Raw genomic sequence first — 25,621 nt, 5'->3', positions numbered from 1 at the left:
TTATGAACAACAAAAACAACATCAAGGCAGATCGTAAGATCATTGCGTATCTCTACAAACCGATAGTCCTGCTATTGCTTATTGTTTCACAACTCTTGATCATTCCTGATGTGTCCGGGCAACGTGTATTAACACTGGACCAGTCCATTGAAATCGCCCAAACCAGCAGCCCGGATATCAAGAAATCCGTTTTAAATCTACTGAGCAACAGAAAGAGCCTGGATGCGCAAAGAGCGAGCTTGAAATCGAGGTTTACGTTAGATGTAACACCCTTTGACTATAGCCGGACCCGGATCTTTAACGACTTGTTTTCTCAATGGAATACGAACGAGGATTATAACTCCTTTGCCAACTTTTCCATCACCCAGCCCATTGCAAAGACAGATGGCACAATATCTCTCGTCAATCGCCTGGGGTATCGTGATAACTTTTCCGAGTTTCAGGATGGCAGGACCAAAACGTATAGTAATAATCTATACCTGCAGGTGGACCAGCCCATTTTCACTTATAATAGAAACAAGCTACAGTTGCAGGAACTGGAACTGAACCTTGAAAATGCACAACTCAGTAATGCTATGCAATTGCTGAGCCTGGAAAGGAATGTAACCCAGTCGTTCTATGCATTTTACCAAAGTCAGAATAGCCTGGAGATAGCTATTGACGAATACGAGAACCAGAAGGTCAGCTATGAAATCACTCAAAACAAAGTGGATGCTGATCTATTAGCCAGAGAAGAGCTTTACCAGGCTGAACTCAACCTGGCCACATCCAAATCAACGCTGGAAAACAACCAGGTGAGTGTGGACAATGCAGCGGACGATTTTAAATTACTCCTGGGCATTGATCTCAGCGAGGAAATTGCTGTGGAAGTAGATGTCAAGTTCATCACGAGCCAGGTAGATCTGAATCAAGCTATTCAATTCGGCCTTGAACATCGTATGGAACTAAGGCAAAGGGCCATCGCTATTGAACGGTCTCAATTTGAGCTGATACGAACCAATGCGTTAAATGAATTCAAAGGTTCCGTATCGCTCTCACTGGGTATATTCGGCGATAATCCCAGGGCCACGGAAGTCTATCAATCACCTACGGTAAACCCCAGATTGGCAGTTTCTTTCAGTATACCTTTATGGGACTGGGGTGAAAATAAGGCCAGGATGCAAGCCTCTAATGCTAATCTCGAAATGGACAAGGTAGACCTTGAAAACCAGAAGAATGATATCGTCATCAACATCAGGAAGACCTACAGGAACTTGCAAAACCTGGAAAACCAAATAGAGATCGCCCGGCAAAACGTAAAGAACGCAGAACTTACCTACGACATTAACCTGGAACGCTACCGAAATGGCGACCTCACCAGCATAGACCTTAACCTGTTTCAGAGCCAGCTTTCAGATAAAAAAAGCGCTTTGGCCACGGCTTTGATCAATTACAAAATTGAATTACTCAACCTGAAGATCCTGTCCCTCTATGATTTTGAGAATCAACAGCCAGTGATCCCACAACAATCTTTAGATAACGACTACTGATCCTATCCATGATGAAAAAGTTTAGAAATTGTACTGCTTTTGCCTTAATACTGGTTGTATTAATAGCTTGTGACAATAAGGAATCCAATATACAGACTGAGATAAAGATCCCTGTCTCAGTACTGAGTATTAAGCCAAAGTCGATCTCACGGTTTATTGAGACCACCGGCACGGTGTATTCTTCAAAAGAAGGAATGATGAAATCGGAGTTGTCCGGGGTATATTTCTTACAGACCAATCCTGCTACAGGAAAACCCTTTGCTTTAGGAGATGCCGTAAAAAAGGGACAGGTAGTGATCAGAATAGAAGACAAAGAGTTTGAAAATAATTTACAGCTCGAAGGCAAGAAACTAAACCTGGAGGTATCCCGGAGTAAATTCAAAAAACAACAATCCTTATACGACAAAGGCGGTGTAACGCAGACCGAGTTAAAGAATGCCTCCATTGAATATGTAAATGCCAAATATTCCTATGAAAACGCAGAGATACAACAGGCTAAAATGTCCGTTAGAGCTCCATTTAACGGTGTAATTGTGGAAATACCCTATCATACGGATGGGGTGAGGATAGACCAGGGACAGGAGTTATTCAAGATCATGAAATACAACCGTTTATTGATGGACATGAAACTACCGGAAAAACACCTCGAAGAGTTGGCCATTGATCAACCGGTACATATTACCAATTATAACGCGGCCAATGACACTGTCAGAGGTAAAGTAAGCCAAATCTCACCGGTGATCAATACGGAGACCAGGACATTTCAGAGCGTATTGGAAATCAACAATGACCAAAAGGTACTTCGTCCGGGTATGTTTATCAAAGCTGCAATTCTGTCTGAAAAAAGAGACAGTACCATAGTCATTCCCAAGGAAACCATCATTGCCCGACAGGACGGGAAGGTAGTGTTTACAGTAGAAAATGGTATTGCGACGGAAAAAAAGATCATAACAGGCCTGGAAAACCAGGATGTGATCGAAGTGCTTACAGGACTTAAAATGAATGATCGCCTTGTGATCACGGGATTTGAAACTTTAAGGAACAAATCAAAGGTCAGCGTACTACAATAATTCATTTAACTAACCCAAATCAATGTGAAAAAGATAGTTTCGCTGGCGGTTTCCTACCCCATTTCGATATTGATGATGGTTCTGGCCGTCTTACTGTTAGGCTCAATTTCTTTTGACAAATTGGGGATAGAACTATTCCCTGACCTGAAGAACCCTACCCTGTTCGTAGAATTGAAAGCAGGCATCAGGCCTCCGTCTGAGGTGGAAAAACAATTCGTTGAATCAATCGAATCAGTTGCTATCCGGCAAAACGGTGCTGTAGAAGTAAGCTCCATCAGTCAGACCGGTTACGGTAGAGTTACTGTACGTTATGACTGGGGTAAGGATATGGATGAAGCATTCCTGGATTTGCAGAAGGCTTTGTCCGGGTTTTCTTTGAATGATGAGGTGGATGAGTTTGTCATTTCACAGTTCGACCCCAACGCCACTCCTATTATGATATTGGGCATCTATCACCCGGTCTCAGGTGATTTTGACGCCTTGAGAAAAGTGGCTGAGACCAATTTCAGAAATGAGCTCATTCGTTTGCCCGGAATCGCAGAAGTACGACTGTCCGGAGAACAAGAGAAAGAGGTAGTACTGGAAACCGACCCAAATGTACTGGCTTCTTATGGTCTTACAGTAAATGACCTTGTCATCAAGATTGAAAATTATAATCGAAACGTTTCCGGTGGGTTTATAGAAGAGTTGGGAAAAAAATACGTTATCAAAGGCCTGGGGATCATTGAAAACCCGGAAGACCTCGAAAACCTCGTCGTAGGCTATACTTCGCAACAAAATACTTCAACCGGCACCGATGCAAAAGGGACACCACAAGACCAGGGTCAGGCATCCGGACAGGTACCTGTATTGCTACGCGAGGTGGCCCGTGTAAAAATAACGGATAAAGAAGCCGGTAGTATTGTAAGAGTCAACCAACGAAGAAGTCTGGGATTATCCATTTATAAAGAGACTAAGTACAATACGGTCAATGCGGTCAATGAACTTACTGAAGTGCTGGAAGGACTGAAGACCTCCGTGCCCGGTTATGAATTTGTGGTCATTCAGAACCAGGGGAGGTTCATCCAGGGGGCTATAGATGAAGTGAAAGAATCAGGATTTTATGGTGCACTATTCGCCATGATGGTACTGTTCCTGTTTCTGCGAAGAATGGGATCAACACTTATCATAAGTATTGCCATACCGGTATCTATCATAGCCACCTTCAATCTTATGTACTTCAACGGCCTTACACTCAATGTCATGACGCTTGGAGGGCTGGCATTAGGGGCCGGTATGCTGGTAGACAATGCCATTGTAGTGGTAGAGAGCATTTTCAGAAAGCGGGAAGAAGGCCTTAGCGTAGTCGATGCAGCCATAAAAGGGACGAGTGAGGTAAGCGGAGCCATTACAGCTTCAACCCTAACCACGATCATCGTTTTCCTTCCTATCGTTTACCTACAAGGCCCTTCAGGGGAGCTCTTCCGTGACCAGGCCTGGACGGTGGCCTTTTCATTGATATCGTCACTTGTCGTAGCCATATTGGTCATTCCCATGCTATTTGTACGGTTCTTTAAGAAAGACACCACCCAACGAGAGGTGAAGTCACTCAAATTCAAAGGATACAGGAACTGGCTGGATCGTGCATTGAAGTATCGAATCGTCTTCATCGTCGCTTCTCTGATCATGGTCATCGGTGCATTCAGGTTGGTAGGGATCATTGGAAGTGAATATATGCCTCAGTCAGGTACCCGGGCGATTTCGGTAGACCTCAGCCTGACCAATGGTACACCACTGTCCAGGACCTCTTCCACCGTAGGTCAGATAGAAGGCCAGTTATTGGAAATGTTTTCAGAACAGCTTGAAAAAGTTTACTCACATATTGGTCCGGAGCAAAGTCAGTCAGGTATTGAAAATGAAAACATATATGAAGAAAATAAAGCCAGTCTCAAACTCATCTTCAAAGAAGGCGCAGAACTTGAGATTGCGATGATCACGGCAAAGCTCTCTGAGTATTTTGAGGATATTCCTGGCATTGAAGCAACTTTTTCCAATGATGAAAGCGCTTTGAACACAGTGTTGGGTGATGATCAAATGCCGCTGATCATTGAGGTCACCGGTTCTGAATTTAAAACATTAAGACCCATTACTGATTCCGTTATGTCCATCATGTTGGAAAACAACGATGTTTACGAACCTGTGTCAAGTTTGGAGCAAGGCGTGCCTCAGGTACAGGTGGATGTAGACAAATACAGGGCCGGGTTGTTCAACCTGTCCATTGAAAATGTCATCACCCAGATCAAAGACCAACTGGAAGGTAAGTCAGCGGGCTCGATAGAACGTGGTGGCGAGATGCAGGATATCCGGATCAGGATCCCTGAAATATCTCTTACGGGATTAGAGAATATGAAGATCAAAAGTGCGCAACAGGAACTACGACTGGGAGAAATCGCCAGCATCAGTACTCAGTACGCAGCAAATTCAATCCATCGAAAAAACCAGTCGAGAATTGTGTCCGTAGGCGCCCGGGTAAACCAGGACCGGCCCTATGACAAAATTGTAAGATCTATCCAGAGCGAATTCTCTCACTTGTCTCTGCCACCGCAATATAAAATAGCGGTAGCCGGACAAGAGTTGAAAAGAAAGGAATCAATGAAGAATCTCACCTTCTCTCTCATCCTTTCTGTTTTGCTTGTCTACATGGTATTGGCCTCCCAGTTTGAATCGTTGCTGCACCCGTTCACCATACTGTTAACCATCCCATTGGCAGGTGTAGGGGCGCTCCTCTCCTTCTTTATCCTGGGTATGCCTTTAAACATGATGGCCTTTATAGGTATCATTATGCTCACTGGAATAGCAGTCAACGACTCCATCATACTGGTGGACAGCATCAATAAAAACAAGCAGGCAGGTCTGGCATTAAGAGAAGCCATACTAGATGCAGGTCAGAGGAGATTCAGACCTATCATTATGACAAGCCTTACCACCATACTGGCACTGTTGCCTCTGACCTTTGGGTTTGGAGAAAGCGCTTCGTTACGCGCTCCTATGGCCATTGCCGTGATTGGAGGATTGATGACTTCAACCCTTTTAACCTTAATCGTTATTCCATGCTTTTATGAAACCATAGAGCACCTGTTAGAGAAGATAGTCAGCCTGAAACGTAGAATTATGAGAACCTCCCATGCATAAGAAAGGGTTGCTACATACTATCCTCCGGAGAAAAGTCCTCGTATCGATGCTCTTTATAGGTTTTTCGGTGATGGGATATATTTCCTATACCAAACTACCTGTGGAGTTATTTCCGAATGTTGAACTTCCCATCCTGATCGTACAGGTCAATGCTTCTTCAGAAGTAGATCCCAGGCATATGGAAAATCAGGCGATCATACCGCTTGAGGGTGTGATCAGTACACTGGAAGGTGTTGAGGAGATCAATGCCAATGCCAACAGCCGCCAGGGAATGATATTCATTTCTTTTGAACAAGGGACCAACATCAAATATGCTTATCTCAAGTTAGAACAAAAGGTAGGCAGCATCAAAGCGGACCTCATGCCCGAATTCATGGTAAATATTATCAAAATAGATACGGAGCAGTTCACCAATACCTTCATGGACCTGCAGGTACTGGGGGGTGGTGGTATAGACCGCGTGCGGAATGCCACCGATCAATACATTACAGACCGGTTGAGTAATTTGGATGGCATTGGTGGGGTCGAAGTTTTTGGAGGGAGGCAAAAAACCGTGGAGATCATCATGGATGAGGCCGTATGTGAAGCTCACAATATTACGCCTAACACCATCCGTAACGTGCTTTCCCAAAACTCGAATAAAAGTGCATTTGTAGGTCAGGTCAAACACAATAGTCAAAATGTATTTGTAAATGTCACCGCGGAGTTAAAAGACATTAAGAATATCCAAAGCCTGGTGGTTTCAGAAAAAGGCCCCCTCCTGCTTAGCGATGTGGCCGATGTGTTCTTTGGCGTAAAAGAACAAACCTCTTTGAGCAGAGTAAACGGAAAAGACGCTGTCTCCATCCGGTTGTCAAAAGATAATCAGGCTAATTTGATCGACTTATCAGACCGAACGTTGAAGGCCGTAAATGATATTAACAGCGACCTGGAACCTCTCGATGTACAAATAGTGGTACAAAGTAACCAGGCCGATATGATGACGAAGAATATCGATCAGATCAAAAACCTGGCTTTAACAGGTGGCCTGCTGGCCATATTTGTTTTGTGGATCTTCCTCAGGAGATTGAAATTTATACTGAGCATTGCCCTGGCTATTCCTATTTCTATCTATACGGCTTTCAATTTTTTCTATGCCTATGACATTTCGGTGAATAGCCTCACACTGATAGGCATGGCCCTTGCCCTTGGCATGTTGTTGGATAATAGTGTTGTGGTGATCGAAAACATCTATCGCCATGTAGTGAATAGAAGGCCGGCGGAAGATGCCGTGGTAGAGGGTACCCGGGAAGTAATTCGATCGGTGGTAGCCGCTACCCTTACTACGGTTACGGTATTTCTCCCGTTTATCTTTTCGTCTAATTTCCTGATTACCATGATCGGCACACATATTGGCGTGTCCATCATTTCCACACTGTTAGTTTCCCTGGTGGTAGCACTGGTATTGATCCCTATGCTGGCACACACGGCCATTGGTAAAGATGACCGGAAAAAAGGGCCATTGATCAAGAATGCTTCCATAAGACAACGCATCATCCAGGTTTATATGGTCGTACTCAAATCATGTTTTAGAAAACCTGCTTTTACCATTATCGGAGGATTGGTGTTTTTCTTTCTTACCATCGGACTGAGTTTCCTGGTGAGTGTGGCCAGTCTCAACGAAGTAGAAACTAAAGAAATAAACCTATTCGTCACAATGCCACAGGGAGCGACTTTAGCCTCCACTGACTTAAAAATGAAGAAGATCGAAGAGGAGGTAATGACCATGCCTGTTGTCGACAAAGTGATCAGTCAGGTTTCCGAAGGTGATGGAGTGATCACAGTGCAATTGATTGAAGACTTTGATGATCTTGATACCCTTTCAATAATAGAGGTAAAAAACAGTCTCAGCCGTATTGCCCGTGGTTATGAGGGCCTTGACATTTCACTTGACCCACGACAACAATCCGCCGGTAGTAGCCGGGGTAGCGGCGGTCCCTCACCATCTGATGATTTTGAACGCCTGTTGGGTATCGGAACTGCCTCTGAACGTATCGTCATCAAGGGACGTGATTTTGAACTGATGCAAACCATTGCCAATGATATCAATACCTTTGTTAACAGCCTTCAATCTATTCGTCACAGTTCCGTCAATATAAGCCCTGAAAGACCGGAAGCCCATATTTTATTCGATCAGATGCGTATGAGTGAAAACGGCATTACCCAGCAAAATGTAATGACCGGCCTCAATGATTTTCAACCTTCCTTCGCCTCCGGCGCTAATTTTCTGAGTGGTGATGAAGAATATGAAATAACCATAAGAACACAAAACCAGGAAGACCTGGTAGCCAAAGGCATGAAAGACCTGAGGGCCATGACAATTACCAGTAGCACCGGCGCCATACATGAACTTTCAGACATCGGCGCTGTAATCTATTCGACTGGTGAAAGCGCTATTACCCGGTTAAACCAGGAAAAGCGGATAGAAATTACCTACCATTTTATAGAAGAAGTAATCAATTCCGAATCCTTGCTGGAAGCTTCAAGAGTAGAGATCGATCAACTGGTAAGCAGTGTGAATATACCCTCGGGCGTCCTGGTGGATGTCATTCATGACGAAGGCCTGTTTGACGAATTCTACTTCCTGATCTTTGCTGCTGTGGTGATCATCTTTATGATTCTCGCAGCTGTATTCGAATCGCTCTATCTTCCCATTGTTATCATGTTCTCTATTCCCCTGGCCGGCATCGGTGCATTCCTCGGGCTTACGTTTACCGGTAACTCACTTATGAATGCCAATACGTTGATTGGCTTCCTGATCTTACTCGGAGTGGTGGTGAACAATGGTATTATCCTTATCGACTATTCCCGTATACTCAGAAGAAGAGGCTATGACAAATACCGTGCGTTGATCATGAGTGGTATCTCCAGGATCAGACCCATACTGATCACCTCTATTACTACGATGGTGGCCATGCTCCCTTTGGCACTGGGAGAAGCAGAATATGTTACCAGCATCGGGCAGCCTTTTGCCGTGACCGTAATGGGTGGACTGGCATTTGCCACCATACTCACCCTGGTCTATATCCCGACCATGAGTGCAGGACTGGAAAGTGTGCTGGATTGGTTCAGAAAATTAAAACCAGTCATTAAGATCATACAGATCTTACTCATGGTATCTACCGGCCTGTTTATCTATCTCGAAGTCGAAGGTATGCTTTGGCAATTGATCTGGTTCCTTGCAGCTATCATTCTCATTCCGGGCGGAACACATTTTATTATGACCTCGCTGAAACAAGCCAATGCAAAAATAATAGGTCAGGATGAAAAAATGAGCATCCGTATACAGCACCTGACCAAAGTATACGGCCGGGACCGAAGGTGGATCAGGGAGTGGAAAGGTAACAAGCACCTGTTTGAAACCCGTGGTGAGGTTACGGTATCTGTGCGATCAATACTTCAAAACCTTATCTGGCAAGGAGCGTTAATTGGCTTTCTCATTTACTTCGTTTACTTCTTTTTGGACAAAGCATTCTGGCAGTTGCTCTTTATGACCGGACTGCATGCTCTACTACTGTCCATGTATCATGAGGTAATGCATTTGGCTAATAATAGAAGATATAAACTTTTACAATTTGCCTACTCGCTCCTGTTTTGGGGATTTCCATTGATCAGCGCCACCTACCTTTACGCCGATGTCAACGCTAAAGGAATAGGCTTATTCCTGATAGTGTTATGGTTCATAGGGTTATTCCTTGTCCATGTTGCACGAAGATTGGCTGAAAAACCTGTTGATATACAACAGATACAAGGAAGGTTTAAGAAGATCAGACGGTTATACTATAAACTCTTGCTGGCCATTCCGTTTTTAAACCCTAAAAAGGGACAGTTCAAAGCGCTCAAAGGTGTGAATTTAACGATTGAACAGGGCATGTTCGGATTACTCGGACCTAACGGTGCCGGTAAAACTACGTTGATGCGAATATTGTGCGGTATTATGGACCAGAGTTATGGCAAGATATGGATCAATGGATATGACACCACATCGCATAGAGAGGAATTACAGGGATTAATCGGTTATTTGCCGCAAGCTTTTGGCACGTACGAAAACATGACCCCATATCAATTCCTGGATTACCAGGCCATTTTAAGAAAGATCACGAACAAAGAGAAAAGAGAAGCCCGGGTGCAGTATGTATTAGAGGCGGTCCATATGGATGAGCACCAGCACAAGAAGATAGGTTCGTTTTCCGGCGGTATGAAACAGCGTATTGGTATCGCACAGATCCTTCTTCACTTACCTAAAATACTCGTGGTGGATGAACCTACTGCAGGGCTTGACCCCCTGGAACGCATCAGGTTCAGAAACCTGCTGGTAGAGCTGAGCCGTGAACGTATCGTGGTATTCTCCACACATATCATAGAGGACATTGCCAGTAGTTGTAATAACCTGGCGGTATTGATCTCCGGTAGTATAGAATATATGGGAAGCCCCACCTCTATGGCTGAGCTGGCCAGGGATAAGGTGTGGGAATTTAATGTATTACAGGATGAATTTGAACACGTGAAAGACGACTATGTCATTGTTCATCATATGCGTGAAGGCCAGGAGATCAGAGTGAAGTGTTTGTCTGCCTCGAAACCGAGAGAAGATGCCGTACAGGTAAGAGCAAATCTGGAAGATGCTTATCTATGGCTGATGAAAAGTAAAAGTAAAAAAGGACATGAAAAGTTATCTGCTGCTACTGTATAGACTTATCACATACAATGTAAAGGTGATATTTGCGAATAAGTTCGTTTACTTCGTATTAGCGGCATTTCTATTCTTCGCGGTCATCATTACCATTACTATTTTCGAAGATCCCAATTTCAATGAGGCTGTGATCTATGGGTTCCTGGTCTTTCCCGGTCTCTTGTTGATTTTCTACCCAATGGCCTATGGTATTCAGAATGATGATGACTCTAAGATGCTGGAAACTATTTTTGGGATCCCTAATTACCGCTATAAAGTATGGCTCGTCCGGTTTGTATTGACCATAGGGGTAGCTTTTGTTATTCTTTATGTGTTAGGGCATGTGGCTAATCTTACCCTCTATCGCTTTAGCATCTTACCCATACTCGGTCAGGTACTCTTTCCCATCACCTTTCTTTCTGCTCTGGCCTTTATGGTCTCTACGCTGATCAGGAATGGCAATGGCACGGCTATCGTTGTCGTCATTGTAGCATTTCTCTTTTTTGTATTTGCAGAGCCTTTAGAATACAGCCAATACAATGTTTTCCTCAATCCTTTTAGCGAACCGCGGGGCATGAGTGAATTCATCTGGCTAACGGTTATCTTCAAAAATCGGGTATACCTCGTTGTAGCTACGCTGCTTTGCCTGCTGTATGGTATGTTTAATTTGCAGTTTAGGGAGAGGTTCGTTTAAACAAGGCCTTGTCATTCACCTTTCCTTCCCCTTCTTTGCGCTAGTACTACCTTGTCAGATTTAAGTGACTGATAACCAGATAATAGTATGAAGTCGTGAGTCTTAAGTCGTGAGTAGGTTACTGGCTAGCGGTGAAATTTGTTTTCTTTCCGAAGGGTATTGGGTGCTTCGCACCTACAGACAGTGTTTCCCCGCCAAACAATACGCACGACTCAATATTACCGAAAGCTGACTTTCATAGTTAAATAATTGATTAATAAAAAAATAAATGTGACAAGGTAGGACTAGTAGGTCCCAGCATCTATGTTTATTTCTTCACACGACTTCAACTTATTTCATAAACCTTTTAGCAACTCATCGATAGGGTTTTTATTTTTTTCCTCCAGTAACATTTGACCCCTTGCATAGAAATAGTTAATCTCTTGTTTAAAATCGTTCGAATTCAACAAGTCACTGGCCTGACCGTGTGAATAATGACTATGAAGGATATTCCCGATCAATTGGGACATGCGGGATGAAAAGGGCTGGGAGTTTCCGAATAACATATCAAAATGCTCTTTATTGCATGTATTTCGTCCGTGACATACGTAAATGTACAGGTTGCTGGCAATGGTGGGGTAGACTCTGCTGGTGATCAGTAACCGGTTCATAAATTCATGGTCTTCGGATATATTGAGTGACTCGTAACGCACCTGTTGATAGAGAGACCGCAGCCCGAAGACACTGTTTTCCCAAAGTCTGAAATTAGAAAAATAAGCCTGCTCTTCAGGGATATCATATATGATCAAATTGGTGAGCATGGAAGAAGGGTGGAGATTGCCTTCCGTAGCTTCAAACTGGGTCTTTAAACGATCGCGGTGATACCAGTCATCGTCGTCCCATTGGCAAAAATATTTGCCTCTGGCATTTTCAATGGATATATTCCTAAGCTCTCCCAGTGTAAAAGAATGAGTGGCTGACACTTTGACAAGCCTCAGTGTCGGGTCGTTGAAAGTCTCTATGTAGTGTATCGTGGCCTGATCATTTTCTTTGCAAATGATCACCATTTCACGATTGAGGTAGCTCTGACCGTGAAAGCAGGTCACAGCTCTTTGAAGGTAATGAACACGATGGTCCGTAACGCATAAACAAGAAATCAGGGGGTCTTTTTTATCGAACATGGTCTTACTATTTAAACGGGTGATATATTGGTTTGGGGGTTTTTAATGGCCTGTGACTCATACCCGGAGAGTTGGAACTTCAGGCTGAAAAAATTGATCAGGGCTTCAGTGTTATGGAAAATAAAGAAGTGTTTGCCTGGCATGTATTGAATGTCGAATGTGGCATTGGTTTCTATGTCCCATAACATGCCATCGGTAAAAGATACGACATCCGAACGTCCTAAAAATACTGATATCGGCAGATCCAGAGGCACTGACTCAGAGTGATGATAAGTCTCTACCGCTTTGAAATCTGCCCGGATATACGGCTCAAAAAGTGCCAGCAGCTTTGGATTGCCAATAACGGATGACGGTAACCCGCCATAATGCATCAACTGCTTTCTGAACTCATTACCGGGTAGCCTGTGTAACGTTGAATTATGGTGGGGCACAGAGGGTGCCTGCCTTCCTGAGACGAATAAATGTTGCGGAGGGGGCCATTTTTCGTCATAAATCTTTCTTGCCAGCAGATAACTCAAAAGCGCGCCCATACTATGCCCGTAGAGTGCATAGGTGGATGGAAGTACTTTTGCCATCTGGAGAAACAAGTCTTCAACCATGTCCTCCAGACAGGATAAGGGTGACTCATCGAACCGGGACTCGCGTCCTGGTAAGGTCAATGAGTGAAGTACCAGGTCAGTATGAGTTGAATATTTTTCAAAGCAATGGTATGACCGGCTACCCCCACCGGCATATGGCAGTAAAAACAAAGTGGTCTTAGACATAGTAATTTTAAGAGGTCGTCAAGTTCATTTCCTGCTCTTTAACCTCACCGATCTGTTGACGCCACATGGCAAAGTATAACCCTTTTTGACGGATCAGTTCGTGGTGATTACCAGCTTCGATTACCTCTCCTTTTTCAAGCACATAGATACGGTCGGCAAACATGACGGTGGAAAGCCGGTGCGCGATAAGCAGTGTAATGAATTCTTTACTGGCTGTAACACGACGAATAGTATGCGTTATACCCTCTTCGGTTATGGAATCAAGCGAAGAAGTCGCCTCGTCAAATATCAATAAACTGGTTTTTCGCAGTAGTGATCTGGCAATGGAAAGCCGTTGCCTTTCTCCACCTGATAATTTGAGTCCTCCCTCTCCTATTCGGGTGTCCAAACCACACTTTGCCCGCTTTAGCAATTCGTTGCAGGCTGCTTTTTCCAAAGCCTCCAGTAACATTTCGTCAGTGGCTTCCGGGCTTACAAATAACAGGTTTTCTTTGATCGTACCGGAAAAAAGTTGTGTATCCTGGGTAACCAAACCTATCTGACAACGAAGTTCATTGGTATTTATATCCACGCTATCATAGCCATTTATTAAGACCTTGCCATGGCTTGGTGTATAAAGCCCGATCAGTAGCTTTACCAGAGTGGTCTTTCCTGATCCTGAAGGCCCTACGAATGCAATCGTTTCTCCGGTGGATGCTTCAAAATCTATATTTTTGAGCGTTAGCTGTCTGGCAGACCTGTGTTGGAAATTGACGTGTTCAAACCGCAGGCCCGAAATGGAGTCTATTCTCTCAGGCTTTTCAGGCTGGATCTCTACAGGCTTATCCATCAGCTGGCTTAAATTTGAAAGGGAGGCTTGTGCTTCACGAAAGGATATAATTACCTCTCCTAACCCTTCCATGGCACCCAGGATAAAATAAAAGTACAGTTGCATCATCAGAAGCTGACCAACCGTCATCCTACCGTAAAATACGAACAGTAAGAGCAGGAAAATGATGGTTTGTTGCAGTGTATGTACAAAAGCATGATAGCCAAAGCCGATCAGTCGTATGCTTTTAAGCTTTTTGATCTCCTCTCCTAAGATATTGAATGTAATCCCTTTAAATCGATTGACTTCCTGTTGGATAAGCCCAAGCCCTTTTACCAATTCTATATTCCGGATGGACTCTGTGGCCGCCCCGGCCAGTGCCGTGGTCTTGTCTACAATGGTTTTCTGAATACCTTTTATTTTGCTGCTCACAAACCTGGTAAACAGGTACATTAACACAATCCCAAACAGGTATACAACCACCAGAAGAGGGCTGAGTTGAAAAGCAATGATACTTACAATGGTAATGCCTATCAGTATTTCAATACCAGCCGTAACGAACTTGGTGATGAACTTTTCACAGTCTACCCTCACCCGTTGTAATACAGCCAGGATCTCTCCACTTTGGTGGTCTTCAAAATCCTGGTAAGGCAATGACATGGTATGTTGCTGCACATCAACGTAAAGATTAGCGCCGAACTTCTGAACGATCACATTCAGGTAAAAATGTTGATAGCCTTTGGCAATCCAGGAAACCGTACTAACGATGGCGATCATCAACATACCTGTCAAAACACCTTTGTAAAACTCATTTTCCAGTCCATTGTCTTTAAAATAGGCTACGTTACTGGCAAACGGGTCAATCAGCTTGTTGCCCAGGATGTAGGGGTTGAGAAAATTGAAGGCATTATTCACCACAGCAAAAAAGAGGGCCAGGAAGATCAACCCGGTGTAAGGCTTAAGGTACTGAAATAGCAACTTCATGACGCCTACCCAAAGTAATATTCATGATCCGAGGGTGACCAGTTGACTTCCACACCCCAATTCATTTCTTCTTCCAATCTTATTAATCCGTCGTTGATGATCTGCCAGTCGCTATCGGGAATTTGCATGTCCAAAGCTCCCATATCGTGTTTGACCTGCTCCGGCGTAATAGCTCCCAGCAAGGCAACGGTAATGCCAGGTTGGTCTATGGCCCATTTTATACTGAGCTGAGATAATGTTGCTTTCCGGTCGTGGGCAATCGGTTTAATTGTGTCAAAAAAGTGTTTTATTCTTTCTTCATTTTCAGGTTCGTACAGCGCAGCTTCTCTCGGGTTCTCCCCGATTCTCCACAACCACTTACGGACCTTTTCACCTGACAGTATCCCTCTTTGCAGAATACAATAGGCCAGGATGCCCTTATTTTCTTTGAGTGCATAAGGGATGAAGGTTTTCTCAATTTCCCGGTTCAGCATGCTATACCGTATTTTATTGGATATCACCGATATTATTCCGGTGTCTGCTTTGGCTTGCATTTCTTCATAGGTATGATTACATACTCCGGCATTTAATATTTTACCTTGCTCTTTGAGCAACCCAAAGGCTTCCATGGTTTCTTCCAAAGGGGTGGTACTATCAGGCCAGTGCAGAGAATAATGGTCAATGTAATCGGTCTTTAGCCTCTTTAAACTGTTCTCACACTCACGAATGATGCTTTCCTTACCTGCATACTTGAAAAAATTATAGCATTTCCCTTCAATTTCTTCGTTTTGTAGATAAGGTACACCCTGGTTCCCTTCCCATACCATTCCACATTTGGTTAACAGTTTAATTTGGTCACGTGGCATGTCCTGAATAGCTTTAGCCACTACTTCTTCGCTAAATCCCAACCCATATTGGGCTGCTGTATCAACGGCCGTACTTCCCAGATCAAAAGCTGTTTTCAAAGCTAATATGGCCGTATCAGGATCGCAGCCCCCCATCATTCTGGGCCCTATGGACCAGGCCCCGAATGTAATGGCAGGCAATTTCAACGGGCTATCACCCACTTGTCTGTATTCCATAATAAAGTATTTCTATGGTAAATAATTGATTTAGAATGTGTCAGGTATCTATTGAGACTGATAACTGACAATGTTTTCAGCAAGAGATTCGGAATGAGGCGGAAGTACCATAGACTCATGGTCCCCAAGGCTGACAGTACTTGATACTTTGCGATGACAGAATAGCTCCCAGCCCAGGCATTCACCATAAACCGGCCTGTTCTTTTGATTTGCTGCTTTTATTACTAACAAATCACTATTGATCTTACCTGAAGGTTTACCGACCATTTGGATTTGATAGAGATAAGCATGTAGCACATTTAACAAATAAGTTTGTTTTGTCCCTGCAATCACATGATCAATAAAAAAACGGCAAAGGTTGTCAATATCATCTTTTAATGGAACGCTGCCAAAATGACCTTTAAGTGTATTTTTCCAGTCTTTTTCAATGAACCCGGACAATTGGTAACGCTCTGTAAAAAACGAGATTGCATCTATAACCTTTTCATCACTGATGGTCCCGAAGTTTTGCATATTGACAGCTGCGTCCAATACGATCAATTGTTCCACCTGTTTTCCCCGGCCTTCCAACGCCCGGACCGTTTCAAATGCCACCAAAGCCCCGAAACTATGCCCGATAAATACTACCTGACCATCTTTCCATATTTTGGATACTTCATCTAACGCTTGAGCTACAATTTCACCCAGGTTCTTGTGAGGCTGCACCGGACTATCTCCCGCAATATATGAAATGCCATAAGGCTGATATTTTGTACTTAGTGCATGGCCCAGTGGTTCATAATGATGGACTAACCCCGGCATTCCCGGGAAAAGGAAGCAAGGTATCCCGTGCTCGTTATGTCCTAATTTTATCAGGCCCGGCTGCCGTTTGTCCGAGTCTGATTGTTCTCTTTCCCTTATGAGGTCAGAGATCTCTTTTTTGTACGCTTTGATCTCGCCGATTAACTCACCGGGAAGTGACGCCCCATTATATACCCTTACTGATAGGTTATCTCCCTCCAAAACAAATGAGGCATCATGTTTTTCAACTTCCCGAATGATGTTTAGCGCCTTCTGTACAGGGGCATTGGATGTTAATGGTTTACGCATTCGCTTTTCAAAACCGGATCACTTCATAATCCGGTGTGTCATTCACACGTACTTCATGGGAACGTATCACCTGAATATATTCTGATAATGCTGCGATGTTGGCCATTTGAAATAACACTTTTAAAGGAATGGCCACCTCAAAAGCATCTTTTAGCCGGGTTACCAGTTGAACAGAGAGTATTGAATTACCTCCCAGCAGAAAGAAGTCATCGTATATCCCTATTTTTTCAACTTCAAGCAGCTCCTTCCAAATGGTCGTCATCCTTTCTTGTGTCCTATTCATGGCAGGGACGTAATCATAGGTTGTACTATGGACCTTTTCACGAGACAGTAACCGTTTATCAATTTTACCATTCGGTGTGACAGGCATTTCCTGTAAAAATACCCATTGTTTCGGCACCATGTATTCGGGAAGGCATGATCTTAAGTACCGAACCAGTTTTCGCTGATCCTGATCATTATCTTCAGATACCACATAGCCCGTAAGCCTTTTTGGGGTGTCACTCGTTGCTAATACAATGGCTTTCTTCACCCAGCCACTTTGAAGTAATTTTGATTCAATTTCTCCTGGCTCGATCCTGTACCCTCCTATTTTCAATTGATCATCAAGTCGCCCTATATACTCCAGGTTCCCGTCCTCCTTCCAGCGTGCCAGATCGCCTGTTTTGTACATTAATGAACGTGTTTGGTCAAAAGGACAGGCTTTAAACTTTTGACGTGTCATGACGGGGTTATTCCAATATCCCCGACTCACGCCATCTCCTGTGATACAGAGTTCGCCGTAAGCGCCAAAAGGTACAAGCTGATCGTTTGAGTCCAGTAAAAAAATGCGGTTGTTTCCCACAGCTTTTCCGATCGGCGTAGCGCTCTCCAATTCAGTGGCGGCTGTAAATGGATAAAAAGTAGCACATATGGTAGATTCGGTCGGTCCGTAGCCATTAATGATATGCAGTTCAGGGTGAAGGTCTTTATACGCCTGAAGTGTTTTTTGTGGTATGGACATTACTCCTACCAGCAGGCGTGTAAGCATCGAAGGTTTTTCTCGGGAAGTCATATGGTCAATGATGTCCTGAAGCAGGGTGGGTGGTAAATAAGCTGTAGTAATGCCATGGTCCAGTACATATTCCGAAATGGCCACCGGATCAACTGTTTCGGCCCCTTCCGGTAAATGTAGCGTGTGACCAAAACACAAATTGATGAAGAACTCCCAGACGGAAACATCAAAAACATAGGGGCACAATGACAACCCTACACCTCTCTCAGGTTCACCAGCCACATGTTGAAAGCCAAAAAGCAGTAAAACCACATTTCTGTGTTCTACCATTACTCCCTTGGGATCGCCAGTGGAACCGGAAGTATATAACACATAAGCAAGTTGAGAGGGCTTTATCTCAGGGTCATGTACTGGTTCCATTTCTTTGATCCGCTCTAATAATACCAGCTTACCACGATCAGGTTCCTGGATAGATGCCTGGGTATGTTGATTGACCAGCACCATTTTGGCCCCTGTATCAGCCAGGATGAATGAGATCCTTTGTATCGGATATTCAGGATCAATGGGGACATATGCTGCTCCGGACCTTAAGATACCCAATATTCCAATTAACATATCCAATGATCGGTCAACGCATAAAGCTACCAGGTCGGGCTCACCTGTTCCCTCATGGATGAGATGAGCACTGACCTGACCTGATCTGGCCCATAGCTGCTTATACGTCATCTTATCACTTCCACATACCAAGGCGATTTGATCAGGTGTTCTGAGTACGTGTTGATAGATCAGGTCTACAATGGTTTTATCTTTCGGGTAGTCAAAAGGACCTGATGCGGCAGCATGTAGAAGAACATCTTTCTCTTTCCCGGAGATCATATTTAATCGACCGATCGTCTGTACGGCGGCAGAATGGGTAGTGATCGATGCCAGTAACCGGATATAGGCATTGGCCATTCGATTTACCGTAGATTCAAAAAACAGGTCTTTACAATACTCTATATTGATCCCAATGGAACGTCCATCATCTATCATTGAAATATTGAGATCAAATTTGGACGTGGAGACATCTGTGTCAATTTTGGTCAGCGCGGCATCGCCTAGTTTTAGTTCATCGGATAATGCAGTATGCTGCAGGTTTAGCATCACCTGAAACAGAGGGTTATGACTTATGTCCCGTTGATCACTCACTGCCTCTACTACTTTCTCAAAAGGCGCATCTTGATGTGCGTAAGCCTCCGTTAACTCATTTTTGATGTAATGAAGGAACTTTGAAAAGGTAAGTGTTTCATCTACGACGATCCGTGTAACAATGGTATTCGAGAAAAACCCAATGAGTTGTTCGAGGTTTTGATCATGGTGTCTGCCTGTTACGGGCATTCCAATACAGAAATCTTCCTGTCCGGAATACCTGTAGAGTAAAACGGAAAGGCTGGCGAGAAAAGTGGTGTACAACGTCACTCCGTGGTGGTGGGTAAAATGACGTATGTCATCTGATAATGCCTTATCCAGATCAAAATACACTGTGGCACCACGAGTGCTTTGAACGGAAGGACGTGAATGGTCTGTCGGCAAATTCAAGGGTTGTGAACCAGCCAGTTTTCTCTTCCAATACACCAGTTTGTCCTTCAAGACTGTTTTTAGCTGCTCTCTTTGCCAGAGCACATAATCCGTGTACTTAATGGGTAATGCTGCCAATTCATAGCTAATTGGAGGAGACAGTTGTTGCTCATAAAGCACCTGAAGCTCTTCCGTAAATATTTTCCAGGACCACCCATCAAATGCAATGTGATGAATTGATATGACCAAAAACTGTTCCGTAGAGCATTGTAAAACGCTTACTTTCAATAGTGGATCTTCCTCCAACTTGAATGGGGCCACACAGAGCTCGGATATGAACTCACGTATCTCATTATCGGAAAGGTCATGACAAGAGTGCAGTGTTACAGACCAGTCATCCATATCTCTGACCTCTTGATAACAGACCCCTTCTTTTTCCCGGCAAACTGTTCTTAAAGGCTCATGCCGCTGCATCAATGCTTTACATGCCCTGGAAAGAGCATCTGTATTCAAATGCCCATTTACCTTATACATACCGGGAATATGATAATGAGCACTTCCTCCCAATTGATCTAAAAACCACAGCGCTTCCTGCTGGTATGATAAGGGCACAGGTACATCCATAGTGGAACGTTTGACCACATCCGTTTTTGAAACCTTTTCCCTCGCATCGATCAAATCTGACAATGTTTGGATGGATGAATGGTTAAATATTTCTTCTATCGAAACTTCACAATGCCATGTATTCCGGATAGCAGACATCATTTTCATTACAAGCAGTGAATGCCCCCCTATTTTAAAGAAATCATCCGTAATACTGATTTGTGAAAGACCGGTAAGCTCTTTCCACAAAGCCGCCAAAAAATGGTCGGTCCTGTTTCTGGGAGGCATATATTCTTCAGAGTTGACGACCTTTGTTTCCAGGGTCAGGAGCTTTTTCTTATCTATTTTTCCACTGGTTGTCAGTGGGAATACATCTAGCACAACCCATGCTGAAGGCATCAGATGCCGCGGCAGTTCATTATTTAAGTAATAGATTAAATTATTTAATTTAAAATCCTCATTATCAATAGTAATACATCCTAAAATATGTTTTTCTTCTTGATGTGTATTTTTTAACAAGGCCGTGAAATCATTCACCAATCCCGAGTTTCTGACAGCATTTTCAATTTCGCCAAGATCTATCCTGAATCCACGAAGTTTCACCTGATCATCTTTTCGGTGAAGATAATCTATGGTTCCGTCCGGCAGCCATCTTCCTATGTCACCTGTTTTATAGACTTTGACTCCCGGATCATTCTTTGTTCTCACAAACCGCTCCACTGTGAGCGCCGGATCTTTCCAATAACCTCTGGCAACGCCTTTCCCTCCGATGACGATCTCTCCGATAGCGCCGATCGGTAACTGGTTATCATACTGATCCAATATCCTGATAAATGTATTTCGAATAGGTTTTCCTATGGGTAATCTTTTTCCGTTTATATCCTGTGGGCTTATGGCATGCATACTTGCACAAACGGAGCATTCTGTTGGTCCATAGCCGTTATAGCAAGTCAACCTTTCACTCAGACGTGCCAGTTGTTCCACGTTGGCCACTTCCCCCGCTGTGGTAAGTACACGCAGTTTTTCAACAGATTCACGCGTTAGCATTTTAAGGTATGCAGGAGTCAATATGGCTAGTGTAACGCTCTGTTTATGAATCTCATCGATGAATTTTTCCCGATCTAGAATGGTTGACTTATCCATTAATACCAATGGAATGCCACTACATAGCGCGATGAATATTTCATTGACAGAGGCATCAAAAGAAAGTGATGCAAACTGCAGCATACGGTCAGTATTTTTAACCTGCCATTCTTCAATATGCGACAAAATGGTGTTTGTAACACTTCGATGCTCGACCATCACTCCCTTAGGTTTGCCTGTTGAACCGGAGGTATAAATAACATATGCCAGATGATAGGGTGTTATGCCACGCACGGAACATATTACTGACTCCTTATTTATGACAGGCCAGTCATTGTCCAGACAAATAGTGGTAATGTTAAGGTCTAAACCTGTTTTGGACCAGGTACGGCTATGGGTGATGACCATTTTTGTCCCGGTGTCCGTTAACATATGTCTGATTCTTGAGCCTGGATAATCAGGATCTATTGGCACATAAGCTGCTCCAGCCTTTAGAATCCCGAGAATGCTTATAATCAAGTCTATCGAACGGTCCATGCATAGGGCTACAAGCCGTTCTTTACCAACATCCTGATTTTTAAGATAATTAGCCAACCGGCTTGAGCGTAGATGTAACTCCTGGTAAGTGATGGTTTGCCCATTAAATAGTAAGGCTTTTTTCGAAGAATTGATCAATGCCTTTTGTACAAAAAGGTGCGCAAGTGTAGTCTCTTCAAAAGGTATTCCTGTTGATTCATTGAAAGTGTCTATGATACTACTTTCTTTAGCACCTAATGCATGAATAGCGCTAACGTTTTTGTCTGGATGAAATACACATTGTTCTAAAATAATGAGGTAATTATCTAATATTAGTGAAACCATCGGTCGAAAGAACGTATCACATTTCAGATCCAGCCTGATACGGGTCACCCCCAGCCCCTCTAATATGGTCAGGCCAACATCCATACCTATGTCACCCACATTATTGTTTTTATGGGTTTTTGGTAATACGGTCATTCCTTCCAATGAATCCAGGGAAGCACCGGACTTGATCATGTTGAAAACAGCCAAAGATAAGGGATGAGTGATGGTACGTTTCTTCTGTTTATTGACTTCACGGGTCACTTCTTCCAGTGCCATATCAGCGTGTTGAAAATCAGACACTAATTCCTGATGTACCTTTTGGACCAGGTTGGAAATGCTGTCTGTGGGAAGTAAATGCAAAGTGTTGATCACGCGGTTTGCGAATAGTCCCAGGGTGTTGTTGTGTTTCTGTTTTCCGAAACCACGGCCACTCAGGCTATTGGCAATGGCCATCTCATTCAGTCCGGTATATTTGTGAAGGAGAATGAAGTAAGCCAATTGAAATATGGAAGAATACACCACTCTTTTTCTTAGAGATAATGTCCTGATAGCGCTCACCAATGACGGAGGCACTTCTACTTCAGCATGGTGTATAGAGATTTCCGAGCGATTGCGGTAGAAAGAAAGCCTTAGGTCAAGGGGATGGTTTGATAGTTTTTGGAGCCAATAATCTTTTTGTATCCCGAATGCCTTTGAGTCTCTGAATTCAGCTTGCGAACAGGCATAAGAACTATATTGATCTACGGGTAAGACGTTGAATTTTTGATACTTTTTGTGGTATGTGTTGTAAAACCCAATTACTTCTTTCCAAAAGATCTGCATAGAAACAGAATCAGTAATAATGTGATTTACATTAAGAATAAAGCAGTAACGACGATCAAAATCGAGTATACGAAACCGAAACAATCTATCTTTTTCCAGGTTGAACTCATAGCTCTCTTCTTCCTGAATGATCCGTTCAACACTTAGATCTGCCTCCCTGGCTTCTGACTTTTCGTACCGGTTGAAAATAACAGATCCTGATATGTCTACCTGCCCATGTACAAGCTGATGTAACTGATCATTTTTGATCATGAAGTTGGTTCTTAAAGCGGAATGCCGCTTCACGACCTGCTCAATAGCTCGTATCAGTAAGGGTGAGTCCAATTCCCCTTCATAAAATTGTATTTCAATAAAGTTCCAATAGGCAGTTCCGGCTTTAAAGGCATGATACCATACCCCCTCCTGCTGAGAAGAAGCCGGATATAATTTTTGACCTTTAATGGATATCGGTTCCATATGCTATCAGTAATTTATGGGTAACAGATGATTCTAAAGCGCTTAATAGGTGTAACCTATTTTGTCTTTTGCGAATACATTTTTGACGCTGTCAGCAATGACTTTGGAAACAAAATCGCCAAAGAGTATGCCCTGCTTTGTAAGTACCAATTCATCAGTCCTGTCTTCAATGTATCCTTTCAGCGTCAGTTGAGAGATGGCTTCCGGAATAAGATCGAAGTAGTCAAATCCGAACTTATGGATAAACTCCTGCTTTGTATAGGAGAAAAGCCTGGCAGCGCACAAAAGCAGTTCTTTAACGATCAAGTCTTTAAAGGATAAATCAAAAGACCTGAAAATGGGAAGTTGATCGTTTTTGATCCTTTCATAGTACAGGTGTGTGGTATTGAGATTCTGGTAGTTGATATTGCCTAATTTACCAAATGAAGATACTCCATAGGCCACCATGTCCTGGCCACGCCATGTGTGCTCGATGTACCCGCTTTTTGAATGGTCTTTACTGAAAGCAAATGTGCTCCACATCTGGTAATCCTCTGCCAGCAACTTGTCCAATGCAAAGGTCATGAACTCCACTTCCCTGGACTCTGAAGGCAACTCTATTTCTTTCGTATGAACACCTTTCATAAAGAAATTAGTGTTGGCATAGGTCTTCATTTTATAAATGGTAAGTAGGTTTATACTTTGACCCAATGCAGTATCAAGGGATTTTTCCCAGGTTTCCATGGTTTCTCCAGCCAGTCCGCTTAGCAGATCAATATTGATGTTGAACCCTCCTATCTCATGAACACTCTGTATGGACTGGATCGCTTTAGCTGCTGTATGTTTTCTGCTACTTAGCTTAATGATCTCATCATCAAAGGATTGAACCCCCATACTTATCCTGTTCACGCCATTGGCCTTGTACTGTTCTAATTTGGACTTGCTAAAGGTACCCGGTTCTGCCTCAACGGTAAATTCCAGGTTGTCCGGATCCACATTGTGGTGCTCATACAATGTAGCTGTGAGTTGTTCAAATTGTTTTTCTGTCAGAACGGAAGGTGTTCCTCCCCCCATGTATATGGCATTGACCTTGCGGGTTTTTAACCCGTATTTTTCACTCACCATTTTTATTTCACGGCACAGGAAATCAACATACTCGTTTACCTGTTCCTTAGATTTGATAAGCTCTTTATTATAAAAACAATAATCACATATTTGAATGCAGAATGGAATATGGATATAGATGCTTAACCCTTCGGGGTTCAGTAATTTTTCATTGCTGTCACTGTTCCAGTATTTGTAAAACGGGTAATTCGTATAGAACTCTTCCCTTGTGGGTTGTTCACTGGAATCATTAATGAATAACGTCAGGTCTTCAAGACTTTTAACAGATGGTTGTACTACATTATTTATTGCTTTGTCCATGGTCTTATATTTCGGGTGTTCAAATGGGTAATTTTGAAAGGGGGTTGACATCCATTGAAAGAGGTCATTTTTCGCTGATCATGATCATTGATTTGGCTGTATCGTCATAAGGAGCTCCGGCAAAGTTTCCATATACCTTTATATTCCTGAATCCGATACCTTCAAGATAACCTTTCAATTCTGAGGCAGAGTACAATCGGTGGTAGGCCACGATCTCTTCTTCCATACCATCTTTTGTAATGTGCCTTTTACATTCCAGACGGCTCCAGTCTTCCAATATTCTACTGGTAGCTACTACTTTATACCCCTCATACTCTAATTCTTCTACCTTTTTGAGTGTTGAAGCGATCACTTCTTTTCCTAATAACTCAATCACAAATTTGCCATTAGGGGCTAATGAGGAATAGATATTCCTCAACACTTGTATATCATCATTAATATCATCAAAGTATCCAAACGAAGTACATAAATTGGCAATAAGGTCGAACGACCCGGGTTCGCAGAACTCTTTCATGTCACTATGAATGAACTGAATATCCAACCCTTCTTTATCTGCTTTTTCTTTGGCAATGTCCAGATAAGGTTGTGTGATATCAACTCCGGTAACCTCAAACCCATGACGTGCAAACTCAATAGAGTGCCTGCCTATTCCACAACACAGGTCCAATACCATTTTCGTAGATGACAGATCTCCCATTAGTTTCAACAAACGATCAATTTCTATGAACGTAAGCCGTACCAGGTTTTTATTAAAAATGATCGAACGTTTCAATAGCCAGTCCTCTTCTCTTTCGTACCATGATGTGGTTTCCATAATG

At 43.1% G+C, this 25,621-nt stretch carries 13 protein-coding genes; 5 read left to right on the top strand and 8 right to left on the bottom strand.

Going from position 1 to position 25,621, the window contains the following annotated elements:
• Positions 1–2: 2 nt before the first annotated feature.
• From FNH22_RS09260 to FNH22_RS09240, 5 genes are read left to right on the top strand one after another with little or no spacing between them, the layout of a single operon-like run.
• The gene (locus FNH22_RS09260; protein ID WP_143398074.1) at positions 3–1,529 is read left to right on the top strand and encodes a TolC family protein; all 1,527 of its coding nucleotides are present in this window, start codon (positions 3–5) and stop codon (positions 1,527–1,529) included.
• 11 nt (positions 1,530–1,540) lie between these two features.
• Positions 1,541–2,599 (top strand): efflux RND transporter periplasmic adaptor subunit, encoded by a 1,059-nt coding sequence (locus FNH22_RS09255; protein WP_143398073.1) that lies wholly within the window; start codon positions 1,541–1,543, stop codon positions 2,597–2,599.
• 24 nt (positions 2,600–2,623) lie between these two features.
• The gene (locus tag FNH22_RS09250; RefSeq protein WP_143398072.1) at positions 2,624–5,770 is read left to right on the top strand and encodes an efflux RND transporter permease subunit; all 3,147 of its coding nucleotides are present in this window, start codon (positions 2,624–2,626) and stop codon (positions 5,768–5,770) included.
• Positions 5,763–10,502: an efflux RND transporter permease subunit gene (locus FNH22_RS09245; protein ID WP_143398071.1), complete on the top strand. Its 4,740-nt coding sequence runs from the start codon at positions 5,763–5,765 to the stop codon at positions 10,500–10,502. The genes FNH22_RS09250 and FNH22_RS09245 overlap by 8 nt, the downstream gene beginning before the upstream one ends.
• Entirely contained in the window at positions 10,474–11,175 is a 702-nt protein-coding gene (locus tag FNH22_RS09240) for a hypothetical protein (RefSeq protein ID WP_143398070.1), read from the top strand. The genes FNH22_RS09245 and FNH22_RS09240 overlap by 29 nt, the downstream gene beginning before the upstream one ends.
• A gap of 335 nt (positions 11,176–11,510) precedes the next feature.
• Here the strand turns inward: FNH22_RS09240 and FNH22_RS09235 are convergent, their stop codons facing one another.
• From FNH22_RS09235 to FNH22_RS09200, 8 genes are all read right to left on the bottom strand, one after another.
• Positions 11,511–12,335 carry a glycosyltransferase family 2 protein gene (locus FNH22_RS09235; protein WP_143398069.1) on the bottom strand — a complete coding sequence of 275 codons (825 nt, stop codon included), beginning with the start codon at positions 12,333–12,335 and terminating at the stop codon, positions 11,511–11,513.
• Positions 12,336–12,346: 11 nt separating this feature from the next.
• On the bottom strand, positions 12,347–13,099 hold the full coding sequence (locus FNH22_RS09230; protein WP_143398068.1) for a thioesterase II family protein: 753 nt from the start codon (positions 13,097–13,099) through the stop codon (positions 12,347–12,349).
• A 7-nt stretch (positions 13,100–13,106) separates the two neighbouring features.
• The gene (locus tag FNH22_RS09225) at positions 13,107–14,891 is read right to left on the bottom strand and encodes an ABC transporter ATP-binding protein (protein WP_143398067.1); all 1,785 of its coding nucleotides are present in this window, start codon (positions 14,889–14,891) and stop codon (positions 13,107–13,109) included.
• Positions 14,892–14,896: 5 nt separating this feature from the next.
• A complete protein-coding gene (locus FNH22_RS09220; RefSeq protein WP_143398066.1) occupies positions 14,897–15,952 on the bottom strand; it encodes an aldo/keto reductase in 1,056 nt (351 codons plus the stop codon).
• A gap of 48 nt (positions 15,953–16,000) precedes the next feature.
• The gene (locus tag FNH22_RS09215) at positions 16,001–17,041 is read right to left on the bottom strand and encodes a thioesterase domain-containing protein (protein WP_143398065.1); all 1,041 of its coding nucleotides are present in this window, start codon (positions 17,039–17,041) and stop codon (positions 16,001–16,003) included.
• A 7-nt stretch (positions 17,042–17,048) separates the two neighbouring features.
• Positions 17,049–23,399, bottom strand: a complete 6,351-nt coding sequence (locus FNH22_RS09210; RefSeq protein ID WP_143398064.1) for a non-ribosomal peptide synthetase — start codon at positions 23,397–23,399, stop codon at positions 17,049–17,051.
• A 42-nt stretch (positions 23,400–23,441) separates the two neighbouring features.
• The gene (gene hemW, locus FNH22_RS09205; protein ID WP_185154145.1) at positions 23,442–24,803 is read right to left on the bottom strand and encodes a radical SAM family heme chaperone HemW; all 1,362 of its coding nucleotides are present in this window, start codon (positions 24,801–24,803) and stop codon (positions 23,442–23,444) included.
• A gap of 64 nt (positions 24,804–24,867) precedes the next feature.
• Positions 24,868–25,617 (bottom strand): bifunctional 2-polyprenyl-6-hydroxyphenol methylase/3-demethylubiquinol 3-O-methyltransferase UbiG, encoded by a 750-nt coding sequence (locus FNH22_RS09200; RefSeq protein ID WP_143398062.1) that lies wholly within the window; start codon positions 25,615–25,617, stop codon positions 24,868–24,870.
• Positions 25,618–25,621: the final 4 nt, after the last annotated feature.

This window comes from Fulvivirga sp. M361 (assembly GCF_007097395.1).
GTDB lineage: Bacteria > Bacteroidota > Bacteroidia > Cytophagales > Cyclobacteriaceae > Fulvivirga.
This window is presented reverse-complemented; position numbering and strand designations above follow the sequence as displayed.